The 21,691-nt window shown below is 62.9% G+C and carries 22 protein-coding genes and 1 other RNA gene; 16 read left to right on the top strand and 7 right to left on the bottom strand.

The genetic code is table 11. From position 1 onward, the window contains the following. The first annotated feature begins 162 nt into the window (after window positions 1-162). From rho to OSW16_RS26060, 4 genes are all read left to right on the top strand, one after another. Complete coding sequence (rho, locus tag OSW16_RS26075; protein WP_003253661.1) at window positions 163-1,422, top strand: transcription termination factor Rho; 1,260 nt, start codon at window positions 163-165, stop codon at window positions 1,420-1,422. Between the two features lie 204 nt (window positions 1,423-1,626). Beyond that, window positions 1,627-3,093, top strand: a complete 1,467-nt coding sequence (ubiD, locus tag OSW16_RS26070; RefSeq protein ID WP_012316791.1) for a 4-hydroxy-3-polyprenylbenzoate decarboxylase — start codon at window positions 1,627-1,629, stop codon at window positions 3,091-3,093. Next, entirely contained in the window at window positions 3,093-4,061 is a 969-nt protein-coding gene (locus OSW16_RS26065; protein ID WP_241805476.1) for a CDP-6-deoxy-delta-3,4-glucoseen reductase, read from the top strand. Before ubiD ends, OSW16_RS26065 begins: the two co-directional genes overlap by 1 nt. A gap of 245 nt (window positions 4,062-4,306) precedes the next feature. Then, the gene (locus OSW16_RS26060) at window positions 4,307-4,957 is read left to right on the top strand and encodes a gamma-glutamylcyclotransferase (protein WP_267819574.1); all 651 of its coding nucleotides are present in this window, start codon (window positions 4,307-4,309) and stop codon (window positions 4,955-4,957) included. A 70-nt stretch (window positions 4,958-5,027) separates the two neighbouring features. Here the strand turns inward: OSW16_RS26060 and OSW16_RS26055 are convergent, their stop codons facing one another. Continuing rightward, a complete protein-coding gene (locus OSW16_RS26055) occupies window positions 5,028-6,005 on the bottom strand; it encodes an NADPH:quinone oxidoreductase family protein (protein WP_267819571.1) in 978 nt (325 codons plus the stop codon). Between the two features lie 156 nt (window positions 6,006-6,161). On the opposite strand from OSW16_RS26055, the gene OSW16_RS26050 reads away from it, so the two are divergent. After that, entirely contained in the window at window positions 6,162-6,566 is a 405-nt protein-coding gene (locus OSW16_RS26050) for a flagellar basal body-associated protein FliL (protein ID WP_241805479.1), read from the top strand. A gap of 33 nt (window positions 6,567-6,599) precedes the next feature. On the opposite strand, the gene OSW16_RS26045 is transcribed toward OSW16_RS26050, so the two are convergent. Continuing rightward, window positions 6,600-7,052: an EVE domain-containing protein gene (locus tag OSW16_RS26045; RefSeq protein WP_267819568.1), complete on the bottom strand. Its 453-nt coding sequence runs from the start codon at window positions 7,050-7,052 to the stop codon at window positions 6,600-6,602. Window positions 7,053-7,230: 178 nt separating this feature from the next. Here OSW16_RS26045 and OSW16_RS26040 point away from each other — a divergent pair, with 178 nt between their 5' ends. Then, a complete protein-coding gene (locus OSW16_RS26040) occupies window positions 7,231-7,380 on the top strand; it encodes a hypothetical protein (RefSeq protein ID WP_241805481.1) in 150 nt (49 codons plus the stop codon). Window positions 7,381-7,400: 20 nt separating this feature from the next. Here OSW16_RS26040 and OSW16_RS26035 read toward each other — a convergent pair whose 3' ends face one another. The 4 genes from OSW16_RS26035 to OSW16_RS26020 all read right to left on the bottom strand — a co-directional run bounded on the left by OSW16_RS26035 (window position 7,401) and on the right by OSW16_RS26020 (window position 8,773). Next, window positions 7,401-8,009: a 5-formyltetrahydrofolate cyclo-ligase gene (locus tag OSW16_RS26035; RefSeq protein ID WP_267819566.1), complete on the bottom strand. Its 609-nt coding sequence runs from the start codon at window positions 8,007-8,009 to the stop codon at window positions 7,401-7,403. Window positions 8,010-8,076: 67 nt separating this feature from the next. Continuing rightward, window positions 8,077-8,256: non-coding RNA, 6S RNA (gene ssrS, locus OSW16_RS26030), on the bottom strand. 17 nt (window positions 8,257-8,273) lie between these two features. Then, complete coding sequence (locus OSW16_RS26025; protein ID WP_012316783.1) at window positions 8,274-8,594, bottom strand: cell division protein ZapA; 321 nt, start codon at window positions 8,592-8,594, stop codon at window positions 8,274-8,276. After that, window positions 8,591-8,773: a TIGR02449 family protein gene (locus OSW16_RS26020; RefSeq protein WP_042112137.1), complete on the bottom strand. Its 183-nt coding sequence runs from the start codon at window positions 8,771-8,773 to the stop codon at window positions 8,591-8,593. Before OSW16_RS26020 ends, OSW16_RS26025 begins: the two co-directional genes overlap by 4 nt. A 181-nt stretch (window positions 8,774-8,954) precedes the next feature. Between OSW16_RS26020 and OSW16_RS26015 the strand changes: the two genes are divergently transcribed. From OSW16_RS26015 to gcvP, 10 genes are all read left to right on the top strand, one after another. After that, window positions 8,955-9,509 (top strand): YecA family protein, encoded by a 555-nt coding sequence (locus tag OSW16_RS26015; protein ID WP_241805484.1) that lies wholly within the window; start codon window positions 8,955-8,957, stop codon window positions 9,507-9,509. A 22-nt stretch (window positions 9,510-9,531) separates the two neighbouring features. Continuing rightward, a complete protein-coding gene (gene pepP, locus OSW16_RS26010) occupies window positions 9,532-10,866 on the top strand; it encodes a Xaa-Pro aminopeptidase (RefSeq protein ID WP_241805485.1) in 1,335 nt (444 codons plus the stop codon). Beyond that, window positions 10,863-12,062 carry a 2-octaprenyl-6-methoxyphenyl hydroxylase gene (ubiH, locus tag OSW16_RS26005; RefSeq protein ID WP_267819563.1) on the top strand — a complete coding sequence of 400 codons (1,200 nt, stop codon included), beginning with the start codon at window positions 10,863-10,865 and terminating at the stop codon, window positions 12,060-12,062. The genes pepP and ubiH overlap by 4 nt, the downstream gene beginning before the upstream one ends. Then, on the top strand, window positions 12,059-12,541 hold the full coding sequence (locus OSW16_RS26000) for a DUF4442 domain-containing protein (protein ID WP_267819561.1): 483 nt from the start codon (window positions 12,059-12,061) through the stop codon (window positions 12,539-12,541). Before ubiH ends, OSW16_RS26000 begins: the two co-directional genes overlap by 4 nt. A gap of 9 nt (window positions 12,542-12,550) precedes the next feature. Beyond that, a complete protein-coding gene (locus tag OSW16_RS25995; RefSeq protein ID WP_267824132.1) occupies window positions 12,551-13,768 on the top strand; it encodes a 2-octaprenyl-3-methyl-6-methoxy-1,4-benzoquinol hydroxylase in 1,218 nt (405 codons plus the stop codon). Between the two features lie 155 nt (window positions 13,769-13,923). Then, entirely contained in the window at window positions 13,924-14,925 is a 1,002-nt protein-coding gene (locus OSW16_RS25990; protein WP_267819559.1) for an extracellular solute-binding protein, read from the top strand. 90 nt (window positions 14,926-15,015) lie between these two features. Then, window positions 15,016-16,638, top strand: a complete 1,623-nt coding sequence (locus tag OSW16_RS25985) for an ABC transporter permease (protein WP_267819557.1) — start codon at window positions 15,016-15,018, stop codon at window positions 16,636-16,638. A 123-nt stretch (window positions 16,639-16,761) separates the two neighbouring features. After that, window positions 16,762-17,844: a glycine cleavage system aminomethyltransferase GcvT gene (gene gcvT, locus OSW16_RS25980; protein ID WP_267819555.1), complete on the top strand. Its 1,083-nt coding sequence runs from the start codon at window positions 16,762-16,764 to the stop codon at window positions 17,842-17,844. A gap of 47 nt (window positions 17,845-17,891) precedes the next feature. Then, on the top strand, window positions 17,892-18,275 hold the full coding sequence (gene gcvH, locus OSW16_RS25975) for a glycine cleavage system protein GcvH (RefSeq protein WP_267819553.1): 384 nt from the start codon (window positions 17,892-17,894) through the stop codon (window positions 18,273-18,275). Between the two features lie 131 nt (window positions 18,276-18,406). Continuing rightward, window positions 18,407-21,280, top strand: a complete 2,874-nt coding sequence (gcvP, locus tag OSW16_RS25970) for an aminomethyl-transferring glycine dehydrogenase (RefSeq protein WP_267819551.1) — start codon at window positions 18,407-18,409, stop codon at window positions 21,278-21,280. A gap of 34 nt (window positions 21,281-21,314) precedes the next feature. Here gcvP and OSW16_RS25965 read toward each other — a convergent pair whose 3' ends face one another. Beyond that, window positions 21,315-21,629 (bottom strand): DUF2388 domain-containing protein, encoded by a 315-nt coding sequence (locus OSW16_RS25965; RefSeq protein ID WP_267819549.1) that lies wholly within the window; start codon window positions 21,627-21,629, stop codon window positions 21,315-21,317. Between the last annotated feature and the right edge of the window lie 62 nt (window positions 21,630-21,691).

The following is a 21,691-nucleotide window of genomic DNA, read 5'->3' as shown; positions in this document are numbered from 1 at the left end:
TGTTACATTCGGCCTCGCACTGTTTCTCCAGTGCCCCCTGCACGCCGTCGCCGACGCACTCCTAATTAGAATCTGTGCGCGATCCTATCGCCTTCTAGCGGCGCGGCTTCATTAAGCCAGAAGCTTAATCCTCCCTTCATACATGATTACGTCATTCCCCTTATGAACCTGACTGAACTCAAGCAAAAGCCGATTACCGATCTGCTGGAAATGGCCGAACAGATGGGCATCGAAAACATGGCCCGTTCGCGCAAACAGGACGTGATTTTCGCCCTGCTGAAGAAGCACGCGAAAAGCGGCGAAGAGATCTCAGGTGACGGCGTGCTGGAGATTCTCCAGGATGGTTTCGGTTTCCTGCGTTCGGCTGATGCGTCCTATCTGGCCGGCCCCGACGACATCTACGTCTCGCCTAGCCAGATCCGCCGCTTTAACCTGCGTACCGGCGATACCATCGTCGGCAAGATCCGCCCGCCGAAGGAAGGGGAGCGTTACTTCGCGCTGCTCAAGGTCGACACGATCAACTTCGATCGCCCGGAAAACGCAAAGAACAAGATCCTCTTCGAAAACCTGACGCCGCTGTTCCCGAACAAGCGCCTGAAGATGGAAGCCGGCAACGGTTCCACCGAAGACCTGACCGGCCGCGTCATCGATCTGTGCGCACCGATCGGCAAGGGCCAGCGTGGCCTGATCGTCGCCCCGCCGAAAGCCGGTAAAACGATCATGCTGCAGAACATCGCGGCCAACATCACCCGTAACAACCCCGAGTGCCACCTGATCGTTCTGCTGATCGACGAGCGCCCGGAAGAAGTGACCGAAATGCAGCGCACCGTGCGCGGTGAAGTGGTTGCTTCGACCTTCGATGAGCCGCCGACCCGCCACGTGCAGGTTGCCGAAATGGTCATCGAGAAGGCCAAGCGCCTGGTCGAGCACAAGAAAGATGTGGTCATTCTGCTCGACTCCATCACCCGTCTGGCGCGTGCCTACAACACCGTGATCCCGAGCTCCGGCAAGGTACTGACCGGTGGTGTCGATGCCCACGCCCTGGAGAAGCCAAAGCGCTTCTTCGGTGCTGCGCGTAACATCGAGGAAGGCGGTTCGCTGACCATCATCGCCACCGCGCTGGTAGAAACCGGTTCGAAGATGGATGAAGTGATCTACGAAGAGTTCAAGGGTACCGGCAACATGGAGCTGCCCCTGGACCGTCGTATCGCCGAGAAGCGTGTGTTCCCGGCCATCAACATCAACCGCTCGGGCACCCGCCGTGAAGAGCTGCTGACCGCCGACGACGAACTCCAGCGCATGTGGATCCTGCGCAAGCTGCTGCACCCGATGGACGAAATCGCCGCCATCGAGTTCTTGGTCGACAAGCTCAAGCAGACCAAGACCAACGACGAGTTCTTCCTGTCGATGAAGCGCAAGTAAGCGCTGAGATCGTTCAAGCAATGATTGGGGCTGCTTCGCACCCCATCGCCGGCAAGCCGGCTTCCACAGGTCCTCTGCGACCCTTGTGGCGGCCGGCCTGCCGGCGATGGGGCGCGAAGCGGCCCCAAGTCATTTTTGGCCATTGAGCACTGAACGGCGCTACACTCTGCACCCCGACCGATACGGCCAACACGAGGCTCATGCATGCAGTATCGCGACTTGCGCGACTTCATCCGTGGCCTGGAACAGCGCGGTGAACTCAAGCGCATCCAGGTTCCGATCTCCCCCGTCCTGGAAATGACCGAGGTGTGTGACCGCACCCTGCGTGCGAAGGGGCCGGCGTTGTTGTTCGAAAAGCCCACGGGCTTCGATATCCCGGTGCTCGGCAACCTGTTCGGCACCCCGGAGCGGGTGGCCATGGGCATGGGCGCCGAATCGGTCGAGGAGCTGCGCGAGATCGGCAAGCTGCTGGCCTTCCTCAAGGAGCCGGAGCCGCCTAAAGGCCTCAAGGATGCCTGGTCGAAACTGCCGATCTTCAAGAAGGTCGTGTCCATGGCACCGAAGGTGGTCAAGGATGCCGTTTGCCAGGAGGTGGTGGTCGAGGGCGATGACGTCGACCTTGGCCAACTGCCGATCCAGCACTGCTGGCCGGGCGACGTGGCGCCGCTGATCACCTGGGGCCTGACCGTGACTCGCGGGCCGAACAAGGACCGCCAGAACCTGGGCATTTATCGCCAGCAGGTCATCGGCCGCAACAAGGTCATCATGCGCTGGTTGAGCCACCGCGGTGGTGCGCTGGATTATCGCGAGTGGTGCGAGAAGAACCCCGGCCAGCCGTTCCCGGTCGCCGTTGCCCTGGGCGCTGACCCGGCAACCATCCTCGGCGCCGTCACGCCGGTGCCCGATACGCTTTCCGAGTACGCCTTCGCTGGCCTGCTGCGCGGCAACCGCACCGAGCTGGTCAAATGCCGAGGCAGCAACCTGCAGGTGCCGGCCACCGCCGAGATCATCCTTGAAGGTGTGATCCACCCGGGCGAGATGGCCCCGGAGGGCCCCTATGGTGACCACACCGGCTACTACAACGAAGTGGACAGCTTCCCGGTGTTCACCGTCGAACGCATCACTCACCGGCAGAAACCGATCTACCACAGCACCTATACCGGTCGGCCGCCAGATGAGCCAGCCATCCTTGGCGTGGCGCTCAATGAAGTGTTCGTGCCAATCCTGCAAAAGCAGTTCCCGGAGATCGTCGACTTCTACCTGCCGCCGGAAGGGTGCTCGTACCGCATGGCGGTGGTGACGATGAAGAAGCAGTACCCGGGCCACGCCAAGCGCGTGATGCTGGGTGTGTGGTCGTTCCTGAGACAGTTCATGTACACCAAGTTCGTTATCGTCACCGATGACGACATCAACGCCCGTGACTGGAATGACGTGATCTGGGCCATCACCACGCGCATGGACCCCAAGCGTGATACGGTGATGATCGACAACACGCCGATCGACTACCTGGACTTTGCGTCGCCGGTATCGGGCCTGGGGTCGAAGATGGGCCTGGATGCCACCCACAAGTGGCCGGGCGAGACTACACGCGAATGGGGCCGGGTCATCGTCAAGGACGAGGCCGTCACCCGCCGCATCGATGAGTTGTGGGACCAGTTGGGAATAGATTGATGCAGGTAACGTTGCAGCCGTCCGGGGCGGTGCTGGCGCTCGAACCCGGGGAACGGATCCTGGATGGAGCGCGGCGGCTGGGCTATGACTGCCCGAACAGCTGTCGCAATGGCAATTGCCATGTGTGCGCCGCATTGTTGGTCGAGGGTCGCGTTCGCCAGAATGGTGAGGTGCGAGACCATGGTGAGCTGTTCACCTGCATCGCCGAACCACTGGAGGACTGCGTGCTGCTCTGGGATGGTGTGCTGGCCCTGGGCGAGCTGCCAGTGCGCAAGCTGGCATGCAGCGTCACTGAATGCGTCGAGGTAGGTGGCGACGTCTGGCGCGTGCGCTTGCGTGCGCCGGCGGGCAAGCCACTGCGCTATCACGCCGGGCAGTACCTGATGATCGAGCGCGAGGGCGGCAAGCCGGCGGCCTTCTCGCTGGCGTCTGCCCCCCACAGTGGGCGCGACCTTGAGCTTCACGTGCTGGTCCGCGAAGACAGTGCCAGGCAGCTGTTGGCGCAGTTGCAGCGCGACCCTGTCGCGCGCATCGAGATGCCATTCGGGGACACCCACCTGGCCGAGCTGCCCGATGGGCCCCTGGTGCTCATCGCTGCGGGGACCGGCATGGGGCAGATGCACAGCCTGGTCGAGCATTGCCGCGCCCAGGGCTTCAAGCACCCGGTGCACCTCTACTGGGGGGTGCGACGCCCTGAAGATTTCTACGCCATCGAGCACTGGGCCGAGTGGGAGCGCCTGCCCAACCTGTTCCTGCACAAGGTGGTGAGCGACTTGTGTGGCTGGGAAGGCCGTTGCGGCATGTTGCACGAGGCGGTATGCGAGGACGTGCAAGACCTCAATACGGTTCACGTTTATGCCAGTGGCTCGCCCAATATGGTTTATGCCACGCTCGATGCCCTGGTCGAGGCCGGTATGGATGCGCATCGCATGCGCGCTGATGTGTTTGCCTACGCCCCGCGTGGTTAATAACCGAAGTTCAAAGTAGTGGGTATAAGGCGGTAATTCCTACCGCCTTGACTAATAACTTTCACTATACTTTGCAGCAAGGCTCTCCAGTCGTCGGAAGTTAGCGTGAAACTCAGGCTCCAGGGCTTGAGTGTTGGCGCGCTTCTTCTTAAGGTGATTGCAGGCTCCAAGGGCATCGGCGCAAGCCCCGCCCTACAGGGCTTTTCGCGCTATCAGTAGTTCACAGGGAATAATGGCGGCAGCTTATGTCGGCACTTGAAAGTTTATCCTGGAAAAGCACTTATCCTCCGGCACTCGACTTCGGTCAGCAACTGACCCGCGAGCAATTGATCAACTCGGTGCATACCACCATGTCGCGCCATCACGGCGGCCCGGTCTGGTTATTTGCCTATGGTTCGTTGATATGGCGCCCGGAGTGCAGTTCGGTCGAGCGCCAGCGTGCACGGGTGCATGGCTATCACCGTGGCCTTTATCTGTGGTCGCACGAGCATCGGGGCACGCCGGAAACGCCAGGCCTGGTATTCGGCCTCGACCGCGGCGGTTCGTGCAGCGGTTTTGCCTACCGCCTCGATGAAAGCAACCTCGACGACTCCCTGATGGCCTTGTGGCAAAGAGAGATGCCGTACCCGGCGTACCGGCCACACTGGCTCAGCTGCCGGCTGGGTGATGGCAACAAGGTGCAGGCCTTGGGCTTCGTGCTTGAGCGACACCTGCCGTGCTACGCCGGCAATTTGCCCGATACGCTGCTTAGCCAGATTCTTGCCAGTGCCAAAGGGCGCTATGGCACCACGCGTGAGTATGTCGAGCAGACGTTGAACGCACTGCGCAGCCACCAGATGCCCGACCGCAACCTCGAAGCGCGCTTCAGGCGCTGCCACAACCTGCGTGAGGTCTGATCGGGCGGTGCAGCGCTCTTCGCGGGCTCATCCGCGAAGAGCGCTGCGGGGTCAGCCTTTTCTCAAATGATCATCTGGCCTGTACCACCAACTTACCTACCGCTTTCCTTTGGCCCAGCTGCTCGATCGCCGCGCCCGCCTCGGCCAGCGGGTAAGTCTTCGATACCAGGGGCTTCAGCTTGCCCTCGGCATGCCAGGCAAACAGCTGGCTGAAGTTGGCCGCATTGTCCTGCGGCTGGCGCTGGGCAAAGGCCCCCCAGAATACCCCCAGCACCGCGGCGCCCTTGAGCAGTACCAGGTTCGCCGCCATCTGTGGAATCGTCCCGCTGGCGAAGCCGACCACCAGCAACCGCCCGTTCCACGCCAGCCCGCGCACGGCCTGGTCGAACAGTTCACCGCCGACCGGGTCGTAGATCACATCTACCCCTTGGCCGCCGGTCAGACGCTTGATTTCCTCCTTGAGGCTGGCTTGGCTGTAGTCGATCAGCTCGTCCGCACCTGCAGACTTGGCCACAGCCAGTTTCTCTGCGCTGCTGGCAGCTGCGATCACCTTGGCGCCCATCGCCTTGCCGATCTCCACGGCCGCCAGGCCGACGCCACCGGACGCACCTAGTACCAACAGGGTTTCCCCTGGCTGCAATTGGCCGCGCTGCTTGAGCGCGTGCATCGAGGTGCCGTAGGTCATGCCGAAGGCGGCAGCGGTGGTGAAGTCCATGCTTTCGGGGATGGGCAGCACGTTGTAGAACGGCACGGCCACCTGTTCGGCGAACGCCCCCCAGCCGGTGAGGGCCATCACTCTGTCCCCGACCTGGAAGGCACCGGCGCGCTCGCCCACAGCGGCGACCACACCCGCCGCCTCGCCACCTGGAGAGAACGGTAGCGGTGGCTGGAACTGGTATTTGCCTTCGATGATCAGGGTATCTGGGAAGTTGACCCCGGCCGCATGCACCTCGAGCAGAATCTCGTTTTTCTTCGGTACCGGGCTGGCCACCTCTTCCAGAACCAGGTTGCGTGCGGGCCCCAAGGTTTTACACAACACAGCTTTCATCGGGCTATTCCTTTGCGGGTAGTGGCCGATAAGTGTAGGAGGGCGACCTGCCGGGTCAACGAGCATGGCTCGCCCTGATGGGGTGGCATAAGCCCGGGCTTGGGTTTGGGTCGCATGCTGGGTAAGCTGGCGCCAATTGTTTTGAGGAGCGAATTCGTGAAAGCGTGGATCTTGATGGTGCTGGCCCTGATGCTGCCAGCGGCGGCTCTGGCCGAAGAAGCCAAGGAAGGAGCCCCCAAGGTCTCCTATATCAGCCTGAGCCCGCCCTTTGTAGGCAACTATGCCCTCGATGGTGGCCCCAGGTTGCGCGTGTACAAGGCTGACGTGGCCCTGCGCGTGACTGGCGACGAGGCAGCCAAGGCGGTCAAGCACCACGAGCCGTTGATTCGCAACCAGCTGGTGGCGCTGTTCACCCAGCAGGGTGTGGATAACTTGAGCAACGTCGAAGCGAAGGAAAAACTGCGCCAAGAGGCACTCAAGCAAGTGCAGCAGGTGATGGAAGCAGAAGAGGGCAAGCCGATTGTCGAGGACCTGCTGTTCAATAACCTGATCGTGCAGTGAGCGAGAACCAGGCTGGCCCCTTCGCGGGGCCGGTCATTTGTTTAGCGCAATGATCGCCGCCCACTGCTCTGCGGTCACCGGCATCACCGACAGCCGAGTGCCTTTCTGGACCAGCGGCAATTCCTCCAGCGCGCTTTGCTGCTTGAGTAAGCCCAGCCCCAGTACCTGCCTGAATGTCTTCACGTGCGCCACATCCACGGCGCTCCAAGGATTCTTTTCGGCAGTGGCCTTGGCGTCGTAGTAATGGCTCTGAGGGTCCAGCGCAGTCGGGTCCGGGTAGGCCGCTGCAGTGATTCGGGCGATCCCGGCAATGCCAGGTTGAGGGCAGCTGGAGTGGTAGAAGAAAAACTCATCGCCTACCTTCATGGCGCGCAGAAAGTTGCGCGCCTGGTAGTTGCGCACGCCGTCCCAGCGAGCTTCTCCCAAGCGGCCCAGGCCTTCGATCGAAAGCTCATCGGGCTCGGATTTCATCAGCCAGTAGGCCATGGATACTGCTCCTGAAAAGGTTTGAAATAACCTGTTGCACGAAACCGACAGCCGGTTGGCGTCAACGTTTGCGTGTCGACTCAGGTTGTCGGAAAATGCGCCGATTTTAACGTCATATGCTCCGGCGGCACCAAGAAGGTCGCCGAGCCAGTAAGTATGCCTAGGGGGGCATTCTTCGATGAATCAACGCAAGCCGGATCTGCTCTGGGTCCTAGTCTTCATTTTTGGTCTGGGTGTGGTTACCACCGGTTACGCGCAAGGTATCTGGGAGCGCAAGCTCGATACCGCGTACCAGACACCGGTCGAAGCCGGCCAGCAGCAGCGCTGAACCTTCCCCGCTGACGCCGGTTATTTCGGCGCCAGGTACCAGTCACGGTCCGAAACCGTGCCCTGCAGTGGTACATCCCAGCTGGCCTGCGCCAGTCGTTCGACCTTCTGGCATTCATGGGCCAGCCCCAGCAGCAGGGGTTTTTTCCATGTCTTGCGTCGCGCCTGGTAAGCCAGGCTGCGATCGTAGAAGCCCCCGCCCATGCCTAGCCGCCCGCCGGCTTCATCGAAGCCCACCAGTGGCAGCAGGATCAGGTCCAGCGACCAGATCGGGCGCTGGCGCTTGCGGTCAGTCAGCGGCTCGGGGATACGGAAACGGTTGCGCTTGAGCCGTTCACCCTTCTCGAACCGCTGGAACACCATGCGCGTACGCGGCCAGGCGTGCAGTACCGGCAAGTAAGTACGTTTGCCGCGCCGTTGCGCCTCGCGCAGCAGCAGCTGCGGGTCGATTTCACCGTCGTTGGGGAGGTACAGGGCGATGTGCCGGGCGCGGCGGAACAGCGGGTTTTGTGCCAGCTGCCGATACAGCCCAAGGGAGGCCTGGCGTTGCTGGGCTGGCGTGAGTGCGCGGCGGGCATTGCGAAGCAGGCGACGAAGCTGGGGGCGTGTGAGCGGCGCGGTGTCGGTCATGGCACGGGCGTTCCCAGGTGTCGAAGCTCAAAGCGAGAACTGCCCACCGGGGTGGGCAATCGAAAACAGGCTCCCCGATAAGACCGCTATCGGTGTAGCCCTTGAACCCGAAAGTTCAAGGTGGAGATTGCAGGGGGCGTTAAGGCTTTCCGTCGGGCGGACATGCACACCGGCCCCAGCGTGCAACCCCCGTGGTTGTGCGTATCGGCTCAGGGACATAACCGACTGGCGCATCCACCAGGGAGTGGCGCCAGTATACCAACCTCAGCCGATTTTGGTATCCGTGTCGTCGGACAAAGCCTTGTCGACGCGATCGAGCAGGTCGCGGACCTGTTCGCGGGTGGCGCTGCCAGCGGGGGCGTCGGTGCGGTCTTCCTGGCGGTGGAGCATCTCGTGGGTGATGTTCAATGCGGCCATCACCGCGATCCGGTCGGCACCGATCACCTTGCCGCTGCTGCGGATCTCGCGCATCTTGCCGTCCAGGTAGCGTGCGGCGCTGACCAGGTTGTTGCGTTCCTCCGGCGGGCAGATGATCGAGTATTCCTTGTCCAGGATCTGCACGGTGACACTATTGCTTGAGCTCATGAGTCTTGCTCCAGGGCCTTGAGGCGTAAGATCATCGACTCGACCTTGCGCTTGGCGATCTCGTTCTTTTCGATGAGGTGGGCGCGCTCTTCGCGCCAGGATTTTTCCTGAGCTACTAGGAGTGCATTTTGCCGTTTTAGTTGCTCGACCCGCTCGATCAGCGACTCGAACCGGCTCATCAATGCTTGCAGGTCGTTCTCTTGCGTGGGTTGCACTCGATTCGCTCCGTCATGAATCACCCGTCGATGATGCCTCTCCCTGAGCGGTGACGGCCAGTGCCGATGGTCTTGGCGCGCCTGCCGGTGCTAGGATACAAGGCCTTCATTCTAGTCAAATGCGCCGTCTGGCGCCTAGCCGCCCATGCCTAATACCCAATCGCCCTACACCGCATTCGCCGCACTGCTCTCGAGCAACGGCCACCCTGTTTCCCCCGCCGAGCTGCACGGCCTGCTGATTGGCCGCAGTTGCGCCGGTGCCGGCTTCGACGCCGATGCCTGGCTGGCCGATGCTGCCGGGGTGCTGGAAAACGAACCTGAAGACAATGTGCGCGCTGCACTGATCGGCCTGCAGGAGATGGTCAAGGCCGAGCTGACCGGCGAGGACATTGCCATCGTGCTGCTGCTGCCAACCGATGAAACCTCGCTGACCGAGCGTGCCACGGCCCTGGGCCAGTGGTGCCAGGGCTTCATCGCCGGCTTCGGGCTGAATGCTGGCGGCAAGGACCTGTCCACTGATGCCAAGGAAGTGCTCCAGGACCTGGTGGCCATTTCCCAGGTCCAGGAAGCGCTGGAGGAATCCGAGGACGGCGAAAGCGACTACATGGAAGTCATGGAGTATCTGCGCGTTGCGCCGCTGCTGCTCTACACAGAGCTGGCCGCGCCCGCCGCGCCCGCGCCAAAACCTTCGCTGCACTGATCAACCGGGGGTAGTCCTGCCCATGAGCCGCATACCCAAGGCCGAATATGCCCGTCGGCGCAAGGCGCTGATGGCGCAGATGGTCCCCAACAGCATTGCCATCCTGCCGGCTGCCGCGGTCGCCATTCGTAACCGCGATGTCGAACACGTGTACCGCCAGGACAGCGATTTCCAGTACCTGAGCGGCTTCCCGGAGCCGGAGGCGGTGATTGCGCTGATCCCGGGGCGCGAGCATGGCGAGTACGTACTGTTCTGCCGCGAGCGTAATCCCGAGCGTGAGCTATGGGACGGCCTGCGGGCCGGCCAGGAAGGTGCCATCCGCGACTTTGGCGCGGACGATGCCTTCCCGATCACCGACATCGACGAGATCCTCCCAGGCCTCATCGAAGGTCGCGAACGGGTCTACAGCGCCATGGGCAGCAACCCCGAGTTCGACCGCCGGCTGATGGACTGGATCAACGTGATCCGCTCCAAGGCGCGCCTTGGCGCCCAGCCTCCCAACGAGTTCGTTGCCCTGGATCATCTGCTGCACGACATGCGTCTGTATAAATCAGCGGCGGAAGTGAAAGTGATGCGCGCCGCTGCAGACATTTCCGCACGCGCACATGTGCGGGCCATGCAGGCCTGCCGGGCAGGGCTGCACGAGTACAGCCTGGAAGCCGAGCTGGACTACGAATTCCGTAAGGGTGGGGCAAGAATGCCAGCCTACGGGTCGATCGTCGCGGCTGGCCGCAATGGCTGTATCCTGCACTATCAAGAAAACAATGCCGCGCTCAAGGACGGTGACCTGGTGCTGATCGACGCCGGTTGCGAAATCGATTGCTATGCCAGCGACATCACCCGCACCTTCCCGGTCAGTGGGCGTTTTTCGCCTGAGCAGAAGGCCATTTATGAATTGGTGCTCAAGGCCCAGGCCGCTGCCTTCGCCGAAATTGCTCCCGGCAAGCACTGGAACCACGCCCACGAAGCGACCGTGCGGGTGATCACCGAAGGGCTGGTGGAGTTGGGGTTGCTCAAGGGCAAGGTGCAGGCGCTGATCGAAAGTGAAGCGTACCGCGCCTTCTACATGCACCGTGCCGGGCACTGGCTCGGCATGGATGTGCACGATGTGGGCGAGTACAAGGTCGGCGGCCAGTGGCGAGTGCTGGAGCCCGGCATGGCGCTGACCGTCGAACCGGGTATCTACATTGCCGCCGACAATCAGCAGGTCGCGAAGAAATGGCGTGGCATCGGCGTAAGGATCGAGGACGACGTGGTGGTGACCAGGCAAGGTTGTGAAATTCTGACGTCGGGCGTGCCCCGGACGGTCGCCGAGATCGAGGCGCTGATGCTGGCGGCACGTAAGGACGCGGCATGAATCGAGTCAACCTGGCGATCATTGGTGGCGGCCTGGTCGGCGCCAGCCTGGCGCTGGCCCTGCAGGCTGGCGCCAAGGCGCGTGGCTGGAAGATCCTGCTGATCGAGCCGTTCGCCCCGGGCGACAGCTTCCAGCCCAGCTATGATGCACGCTCCTCTGCGCTATCGTTCGGTACCCGGCAGATCTATCAGCACCTGGGCATGTGGCAAGCGATCAGCCCGCGCGCCGAGCCGATCCGGCAAATTCAGGTCTCGGACCGTGGGCGCTTTGGCTGCACCCGCCTGGATGCGCTGGAGGAGGGTGTGCCAGCGTTGGGCTACGTGGTCGAGAACGCCTGGCTTGGCCAGTGCCTTTGGCAAGGGCTGGACAGTGAGGTGGTGAGCTGGCGCTGCCCGGCCGAAGTGAAGGCGATGCAGGCTGTTGCCGGTGGTTATCGCTTGCAGCTGGACGATGACACCAGCCTGGAGTGCGACCTGGCAGTGCTGGCCGACGGTGGCCGCTCGGGCTTGCGCGAGCAATTGGGCATCCATGTGCGGCGCACGCCGTACGAGCAGAGCGCGCTGATCGCCAACATCACCCCAGGCGAATCCCATCGCGGGCAAGCCTTCGAGCGTTTTACCGAGCAAGGCCCCATGGCACTGCTGCCGCTGCCCGAGAATCGCTGTGCGTTGGTCTGGACCCGTCAGGGTATGGACGCCAAGCGCCTGGCCGAGATCGACGAGCGCAGCTTCCTGCGCGAGCTTCAGGATGTATTCGGCTATCGCCTCGGCGCTCTGCGCCAGGTCGGCGCACGGCATCTTTACCCGCTGGCACTGGTCGAAGCCCAGGAGCAGGTGCGCCCTCATCTGGTTGTATTAGGCAATGCCGCGCACAGCCTGCACCCCATTGCCGGGCAGGGCTTCAACCTGTCGCTGCGTGACGTGCAGTCGCTGGCCGACGCGCTGCTGGCCGGCCCGCAGCAGCCAGGCGATCTGGCGACCCTGCAGGCGTACCATCGACGCCAGCAACTCGATCAGGCCATGACCATCGGTTTTTCCGACCAGGTCACCCGCCTGTTCGGCAGCAACCAGCCATTGTTGGCCGCTGGGCGCAACATCGGTTTGCTTGGGCTCGACTTGCTGCCGCCGGCAAGAAGCTGGTTCGCCCGCCAGGCCATGGGCTTGGGCACCCGCCCTGATCCGCGGGGTCAGGCATGAGCAACCCGCGCAAGCTGGCGCGACGGGCGCGCATGTTGCGCTGGCTGCTGAACCTTTACCCACCGTACCTGGGTGCTGGCATTCGCATTCAGCACATCAGCCCAGACATGCGCAGTGTCAGGGTGCGCATGAAGTTGACGCGCTGGAACCGCAACTACGTCGGTACCCAGTTTGGCGGTAGCTTGTATTCGATGGTCGATCCGTTCTACATGCTGATGCTGATCGAACTGCTGGGCCGTGAGTACATTGTCTGGGACAAGGCTGCCAGCATTGATTTCATCACACCCGGCAAAGGCCCGGTGTACGCCGATTTCCACATCGAAGACGCACTGCTGGATGAGATCCGCCAGCAGACCGCCGGCGGCAAGAAATACCTGCCACGTTTGCAGGTCGATGTCTGTGACGGTGCCGGCGAGCTGGTGGCGCGGGTCGATAAAACCCTATACGTGCGGCTAAAGCCGCAAGCGAGGCAGGCGTAAGGCATGGAAATGCGCGCAGATCTGTTGATTGTCGGTGCTGGTATGGTCGGCAGCGCCTTGGCCTTGGCGTTGCGCCACAGTGGCCTGGAAATACTCCTGCTCGACGGTGGCTCGCTGACGGTGAAGCCGTTTGACAGCGATGCGCCATTCGAGGCGCGGGTCAGCGCCCTCTCGGCGGCCAGCCAGCGCATCCTCGAGCGGTTGGGCGCCTGGGAAGAAATTGCCAAACGGCGTGTTTCGCCCTACTCGGACATGCATGTCTGGGACGGCAGCGGCACTGGGCAGATTCACTTCTCCGCCGCCAGCGTGCACGCGCAGGTGCTTGGCCATATCGTCGAAAACCGGGTGGTGCAGGATGGCCTGCTGGAGCGCCTGCATGACAGCGATATCGGCCTGCTGCCCAACGCCCGCCTGGAGCAGATGCGCCGTTCTGGCGATGAGTGGTTGCTGACCCTGGCCGATGGTCGCCGCCTGCGGGCGCCGCTGGTGGTGGCTGCCGACGGTGCCAATTCGGCGGTGCGGCGCCTGGCCGGCTGCCAGACCCGTGAATGGGATTACCTGCACCACGCCATCGTAACCAGCGTGCGCTGCAGCGCTGCACACCAGGCCACTGCCTGGCAGCGCTTCACCGATGAAGGGCCGCTGGCCTTTTTGCCCTTGTCGCGAGACGGCCAGCAGGGCTGGTGCTCGATCGTATGGTCGACCACGCCCGAGCAGGCCGAGCAGTTGATGGCGCTGGATGATCACGCTTTCCTCAAGGCCTTGGAGCGTGGCTTCGAGGGGCGACTGGGCCAAGTGCTGCACGCCGACCCTCGGGTCTGTGTGCCGTTGCGTCAGCGCCACGCCAAGCGCTACGTGGATGAGGGGCTGGCACTGATCGGTGATGCCGCGCACACCATTCATCCGCTGGCTGGGCAAGGCGTGAACCTGGGTTTTCTCGATGCAGCGGTACTGGCCGAGGTGCTGGCGAAGGCGTGCGAGCGTGGTGAACGGCTGGCCGATGTGAAAGTGCTCAGCCGTTATGAGCGCCGACGCATGCCGCACAACCTGGCGTTGATGGCTGCGATGGAGGGCTTTGAGCGGCTGTTCCAGGCCAACCCGCTGCCGTTGCGCTGGTTGCGTAACAGCGGCCTGAAGCTGGTGCAGCAAATGCCCGAGGCCAAGGCGCTGTTCGTGCGCCAGGCGTTGGGGCTTTCAGGCGACTTGCCGGACCTGGCCAAGCCTTGAGATTGAGGGGCCGCTTTGCGGCCCTTTCGCGACACAGGGCCATTGCTGGAAGCAGCAGGGTACCCTTGCAACATCTGGTAACGGCTGGGTAGGTGAGCCAGAAAATGGGATTCACTACCATTTGCGCCTCTCATACGATTCGAGGAGTGCATCCCATGTTGCCACGCAAGCCCCTACTGGCCGCCCTGGCCCTGACGCTGTTGGGCGGCAACGCCCAGGCGGCGGACGAAGTAGTGGTGTACTCCTCGCGCATCGACGAGCTGATCAAGCCGGTGTTCGACGCCTACACCGCCGAGACCGGCGTCAAGATCAAGTTCATCACCGACAAAGAAGCCCCGCTGATGCAACGCATCAAGGCCGAGGGCGACAACGGGGTGGCCGACCTGCTGCTGACCGTCGATGCCGGTAACCTGTGGCAGGCCGAGCAGATGGGTATCCTGCAGCCCATCGAGTCGACCATCATCGACCAGAACATCCCCGCTCAGTATCGCGCCTCGTCCCATGAATGGACCGGCCTGAGCCTGCGTGCACGGACCATCATCTACTCCACCGAGCGCGTCAAGCCTGAAGAGCTGAGCACCTACGAGGCACTGGCAGACAAGCAGTGGGAAGGGCGCCTGTGCCTGCGCACGGCGAAGAAGGTCTACAACCAGTCGCTGACCGCCACCCTGATCGAGAACCATGGCGAGGCCAAGACCGAACAGATCGTCAAAGGGTGGGTCAACAACCTGTCTACCGACGTGTTCTCTGACGACAACTCGGTTATCCAGGCCATCGAGGCCGGCCAGTGCGATGTGGGGGTGGTGAACACTTACTACTACGGCCGCCTGCACAAGCAGAACCCGGACCTGCCCGTGAAGATCTTCTGGCCTAACCAGGGTGACCGTGGCGTGCACGTCAACCTGTCCGGTATCGGCCTGACCAAGCACGCACCGCATCCGCAAGCGGCCAAGAAGCTGGTGGAGTGGATGACCGGGGAGCAGGCGCAAAAGCTGTTCGCCGACATCAACCAGGAGTTCCCGGCCAATCCGAAGGTCAAGCCATCGGACGAGGTCCAGGCATGGGGCAGCTTCAAGGCTGACAGCATTCCGGTCGAGGTGGCGGGCAAACGCCAGGCCGAGGCCATTCGCTTGATGGATCGGGCTGGCTGGAACTAAGCCCCAGGCTTTATCCTTCTGAGGCCCGCAGGGGCCTCTTCGCGGGGCAAGCCCGCGCAGCGGTTGCCATCTGCCACAGAGACAGTTGCCTTGCCCCACGCTCCTCAACGCCGCTGGTACCTCCCGGTCATCCTGATCGCCGCCCTCGTGCTCCTGCCCTTGAGCGTCTTGCTGCTGTCCTGGCAATCGATCGACGTGCAGATCTGGTCGCACCTGCTCGACACCCAGATGAGCCGCCTGCTCGGCAACACATTGACCTTGGTGGCGGGCGTAGGCGCAGGCGTCACCGTGCTCGGCGTGAGCCTGGCCTGGCTCACCAGCCTTTGCCAGTTCCCCGGCAGGCGCTGGCTGGACTGGGCACTGATGCTGCCGTTTGCCATCCCCGCCTATGTCTTGGCGTTCGTCTTCGTCGGCCTGCTTGATTTCGCCGGCCCCGTGCAGAGCGCCTTGCGTGAAGTGTTCGGGCCCATGCGCCTGCCGCGGGTGCGCTCCACCGGCGGGGTGATTGTGGTACTGGTGCTGGTGTTCTACCCGTATGTCTACCTGCTCGCACGCACGGCATTCCTGGCCCAGGGCAAGGGGCTCATGGAAGCGGCGCGGGTGCTGGGCCTTTCGCCGCTGCAAGCCTTCTGGCGGGTTGCCCTGCCCATGGCGCGGCCGGCCATCGGCGCAGGCATCGTCCTGGCCCTGATGGAGACCTTGGCAGATTTTGGCGCGGTGGCGGTGTTCAATTTCGACACGTTCACCACTGCCATCTACAAGACCTGGTATGGCTTCTTCAGCCTGTCCAGCGCGGCCCAGCTGGCCAGCCTGCTGTTGCTGGCGGTCATGCTGGTGCTGTACGCAGAGCGCCGCGCTCGTGGTGCCTCGCGCAGCGCCAATGAACGCCCTCGGGGTCAGGCCCTCTATCACCTGCGCGGGGTGAAGGCACTGCTGGCCAGTGGCTGGTGCCTGCTGGTATTTGCCTGTGCCTTCGTCATCCCGGTGCTGCAGCTGCTGGTATGGTTCTGGCAGCGTGGGCGGCATGACCTGGACGAGCGCTATTTCGGCCTGGTGCTGCACACCCTGTACCTGGGCGCCATGGCAGCCCTGATCACGGTGTGCGTCGCGCTGGTGCTGGCCTTTGCACGGCGCCAGGCGCCGACTGGCGGCATCCGTGCCGGGGTCGGCCTGGCCAACCTGGGCTATGCCTTGCCCGGCTCTGTGCTGGCGGTTTCGATCATGCTGGCCTTCAGTTACCTGGACAACCACCTGGTGATTCCCCTTTCGACGTGGCTGGGCGGGGCAGGCAAGCCCTTGCTGCTGGGCAGCCTCGCGGCATTGCTGGTGGCCTATCTGGTACGTTTCATCGCCGTGGCCTATGGGCCACTGGAAGGCAGCCTGGAGCGCATTCGCCCGTCGTTGCCCGAGGTTTCACGGAGCCTGGGTGTGGGAGGGGCGAGATTGTTTTTCAAAGTGTATATGCCGCTGCTGGTTCCCGGTGCACTCAGTGCCGCACTGCTGGTGTTCGTCGATGTGCTCAAGGAAATGCCCGCGACATTGCTGATGCGGCCCTTCGGCTGGGATACCCTCGCCGTACGGGTGTTCGAGATGACCAGTGAAGGCGAGTGGGCCCGTGCCTCACTGCCTGCCTTGACCTTGGTGCTGGTTGGCCTGCTGCCGGTCATCGGCCTGATTCGTCGTTCAGCCAGGCGCCCAGGTCACAGTCACTGAGGGTGCCAGCCCGCGCCCATGCGGCTACAATGCGCGGCATTCGCGCGACGGGTCCTACAAGAAGAGCTGACGACCAAACGTCATCGACCGCCGCCGCTTCGCCACGCCCGGAAGGAGAAACCCATGGGACAGCGCACGCTTTTGTACGACTTGCACCTGGCGCTAGGCGCCAAGACAGTCGATTTCGGTGGCTGGGACATGCCCCTGCACTACGGCTCGCAAGTCGAAGAGCACCATCAGGTGCGCAGTGACTGTGGGGTGTTCGATGTTTCCCACATGACCGTGATCGACATCGATGGCACCGATGCCACCGTCTGGCTGCAGCATTTGCTGGCCAACGATGTTGCCCGCCTCGGCAGTGTCGGCAAGGCGTTGTACAGCCCGTTGCTCAACGAGGAGGGCGGGGTGATCGATGACCTGATCGCCTACCGCACGGCAAATGGCTACCGGCTGATCACCAATGCCGCTACCCGCGCCAACGTACTGGCGTGGCTGGAGGCCCACAGTAGCGGCTTTTCGGTCGGGTTCAAGGTGCGCCCTGACCTGGCCATCCTCGCCATCCAAGGGCCCCAGGCCCGCGATAAGGTCGCTGCCTTGCTCAGCGCTGCGCGCGCTGCGCTCATCCGTGAGCTGCGCCCGTTCGAAGGGGTGAGCGAGGGCGACTGGTTCATTGCCCGCACCGGCTATACCGGTGAAGACGGGTTGGAAATCATCCTGCCGGGCCATGAGGCCGTGGCCTTCTTCAACGACCTGGTCGGCGCTGGCATCGCCCCCAGTGGCCTTGGCGCCCGCGACACCTTGCGCCTGGAAGCCGGCATGAACCTGTACGGCCAGGACATCGACGAAGCCCACACCCCGCTTACCTCCAACTTGGGCTGGAGCATCGCCTGGGAGCCGGCCGAGCGCGATTTCATCGGCCGCGCTGGCCTGCTGGCGGAAATCGAGCGCGGCGTACAGGACAAATTGGTCGGCCTGGTGCTGGAGGAGCGCGGTGTTTTGCGCGCCCATCAGGTGGTTCGCGTTGCCGGCATTGGCGAAGGGGAGATCACCAGTGGTAGTTTCTCTCCTACGCTGAGCAAATCCATTGCCCTGGCGCGTGTACCCATGGCCACCGGTGATCGCGCCGAGGTCGAGATCCGCGGCAAGTGGTACCCGGTGCGGGTGGTCAAACCGACCTTCGTGCGTCACGGCAAGATTCTGATCTGAACAATCAACGGCGGGCCGACCGCTGACCCAATCGAGGAATACAAGACATGAGCAATATCCCCGCCGAACTGCGTTTTGCCGAAAGCCACGAGTGGGCGCGCCTGGAAGCCGACGGCACTGTGACCGTGGGCATCAGCGACCACGCTCAAGAGGCCCTGGGTGATGTGGTGTTCGTGGAGCTGGCAGAGGTTGGCAAAGTATTCGCTGCCGGCGATGCGGCTGGCGTGGTCGAGTCGGTCAAGGCCGCTTCGGATATCTATGCCCCGGTGGGTGGCGAGGTGATCGCGGTCAACGAAGAGCTGGCCGACAGCCCGGAGCTGCTCAACGAAGACCCTTACGGCGCCTGGATCTTCAAGCTCAAGCCAAGCGACAAGGCCGAGCTGGACAAGCTCCTGGATGCTGCTGGTTACCGCGCCGCTATCGGCGAGTGATCATTCTGGCCTCATCGCGGCCTTGCCAGCGATGAGGCCGGGACTGGCGAAGCAAGTTTTCCCGCAGTATCGGCAATCCTTCCTAGACTTATAAGTCTCCACGAGGCCTGGTCTAGGAAGAGAGCGTCGTCATGTCCCAGTCGCCGTCCCTGCATCAACTGCAAGAGCTCAGCCCATTCCTGCGTCGTCACCTGGGGCCTGATGCCTCGGAGCAGCAGGCCATGCTCAGTGCCCTGGGCTTGAGCAGCCGCAGCGAGCTGATCGAGCAGACCGTCCCCCCGGATATCCGCTTCAACCGCGCCCTCGACCTGCCCGCCGCCCTGGATGAACAGGCCGCGTTGGCCAAGCTCGCCAGTTATGCCGAGCAGAACCAGGTGTGGACCAGCCTGATCGGCATGGGTTACCACGGCACCGTCACGCCAACCGTCATCCTGCGCAACGTGCTGGAGAACCCCGGCTGGTACACCGCCTATACGCCTTACCAGCCAGAAATCGCCCAAGGCCGGCTGGAAGCCCTGCTCAACTTTCAGCAAATGGTCATCGATCTGAGCGGCCTGGCCCTGGCCAATGCCTCACTGCTCGATGAAGCCACCGCCGCAGCCGAAGCCATGGCCTTGGCCAAACGTGTGGCGCGCAACAAGAGCAATGCTTTCTTTGCCGATGAACACTGCCACCCGCAGACACTGTCGGTGTTGCGAACCCGGGCTGAAGGTTTTGGTTTCGAACTGATCGTCGACGCTGTGGATAACCTTGCCCAGCACCAGGTATTCGGCGCGTTGCTGCAGTACCCGGATACCCATGGGGAAGTGCGTGACCTGCGCCCGCTGATTGACCAGTTGCACGGCCAGCATGCCCTGGCATGCGTGGCGGCAGACCTGTTGAGCCTGGTGCTGCTCACGCCGCCGGGTGAACTTGGTGCAGACGTGGTGCTTGGCTCGACCCAGCGCTTTGGCGTGCCCATGGGCTACGGCGGCCCGCACGCGGCCTATTTTGCCTGCCGTGACGACTACAAGCGGGCGATGCCGGGGCGCATCATCGGTGTGTCGCGTGACGCCCGTGGCAACACCGCCCTGCGAATGGCCCTGCAGACCCGCGAGCAACACATCCGCCGCGAAAAAGCCAACTCCAACATCTGCACGGCCCAGGTACTGCTGGCCAACATCGCCGGTTTCTACGCGGTGTACCACGGCCCTGAAGGCTTGCAGCGCATCGCGCAGCGCGTGCACCGGCTGACCGTCGTGTTGGCTGCCGGCCTTGAGGCCAAGGGCATCAAACGCCTCAACCCGCATTTCTTCGACACCCTTACCCTGGAGGTCGGCGGTGCCCAGGCGGCCATCATCGAAAGTGCGCAAGCGGCGCGCATCAACTTGCGCATTCTGGGCCGCGGCCACCTGGGTGTGAGCCTGGACGAAACGTGCAGCGAAGACACTGTGCTTCGGCTGTTCGACATCTTCCTTGGCGTGGATCACGGTCTTGAGGTCACCGCGCTGGACCAGCAGGCCCTGGCAGGCGGCATTCCCGCCGGGCTGCAACGGCGCACGCCGTTCCTTTCCCACCCTGTGTTCAACCTGCATCACAGCGAAACGCAGATGCTGCGCTACCTCAAGCAGCTGGAGAACAAGGACCTGGCGCTGAACCAATCGATGATCCCGCTGGGTTCCTGCACCATGAAGCTCAACGCCAGCAGCGAAATGATCCCCATTACCTGGCCCGGGTTCGCTCAGCTTCATCCCTTTGCGCCCGAAGCTCAGGTCGTGGGTTACAAAACGATGATCGACGAGTTGGAGCGCTGGCTGTGCGCTCTTACCGGTTTCGACGCCATCTGCATGCAGCCCAACTCGGGTGCCCAGGGCGAATACGCCGGGCTGATGGCAATCACCCGTTACCACCGCAGCCGTCATCAACACCAGCGCACGCTGTGCCTGATCCCTTCGTCGGCCCACGGCACCAACCCTGCTTCGGCGCAGATGGCAGGCATGGACGTGGTGATCGTCGACTGCGATGACCACGGCAACGTTGACCTCGACGACCTCAAGGCCAAGGCCCATGCTGCAGGCGAGCGTCTTTCCTGCCTGATGGTTACCTACCCGTCGACCCATGGTGTGTATGAGGAGGGCATTCGGGAAATCTGTGAAGTCGTTCATAAGCAGGGCGGGCAGGTGTACATGGACGGCGCCAACCTCAATGCCCAGGTCGGCCTCACGCGGCCGGCTGACATTGGCGCCGATGTCTCGCACATGAATCTGCACAAGACGTTCTGCATCCCGCACGGCGGCGGGGGCCCCGGCATGGGGCCGATTGGCATCCGCGCGCACCTCAAGCCGTTCGTCGCCAGTCATCCGGTGGTGCCGGTGCCGGGCCTGGACCCGAACAACAGCGCGGTCAGCGCCGCGCCCTGGGGCAGCGCGAGCATCTTGCCGATCAGCTGGATGTACATCGCCATGATGGGGCCGCAACTGGCCGATGCGAGCGAAGTGGCCATCCTGTCGGCCAACTACCTGGCCAGGCAGCTCGAGGGTGCCTTCCCTGTGCTTTACAGAGGCCGAAACCAGCGGGTAGCGCATGAGTGCATCCTTGACCTGCGGCCGCTCAAGGCCATTACCGGGATAACGGAAGAGGATGTGGCCAAGCGCCTGATGGACTATGGCTTCCATGCCCCCACCATGTCATTCCCGGTTCCTGGGACCTTGATGATCGAACCGACAGAGAGCGAGTCCAAAGCCGAGCTGGACCGGTTCGTCGAAGCCATGCTGGCGATCCGGGCGGAGATCGAGGAGGTGCAAGAGGGTCACTGGCCGGCGCAAGACAATCCGCTCAAACATGCCCCGCATACCCTGGCCGATGTGCTGGCGCCGTGGAACCGGCCTTACAGTTTTGAGCAGGCGGTGGCCCCCAGCGCTCACGTGCGCCAGCACAAGTACTGGCCAGCGGTGAACCGGGTCGACAATGTGTACGGGGACAGGAATCTGTTTTGTGCGTGTGTACCGGTGGAGGCGTATCGCTGAGTTGAAGCTGGGGCTGCACGGCAGCCCCAGGGCCTTACTCGGCTATCGCATTCTTCGCCAGGATGGCATTTGCCAGTTCCATGTCGCTGGCTTGCATGCCTGGGTTCTCAGCCCGCACCTGGCGCATTGCCGCCTCCAGGAACGGCCCACGAATAGCTCCTTCACTGGCCACGAAGCTGCCGGCGTCTTCCTGCGCCGCGACGACCAACTTGTGATCTTTGGAGGTCAGGTAGGTCGATCCCGTGGTCGCGCCGGAAGAAATCACGTTGCGCCAGAAGGTATCGGCCATGGCGGAGCCAATGGGCAGCGAAAGCAGGGCAGCGGCTGCGATGGCGGTTGGGAGACGCATGATGAAACACCTCGAAGGGTGAGGGCTGATGGAGCCCGATTTGATTGTGCCTGCGGGGCGCA

Source organism: Pseudomonas putida (assembly GCF_026625125.1).
GTDB classification, from domain to species: Bacteria; Pseudomonadota; Gammaproteobacteria; order Pseudomonadales; family Pseudomonadaceae; genus Aquipseudomonas; species Aquipseudomonas putida_X.
This window is presented reverse-complemented; position numbering and strand designations above follow the sequence as displayed.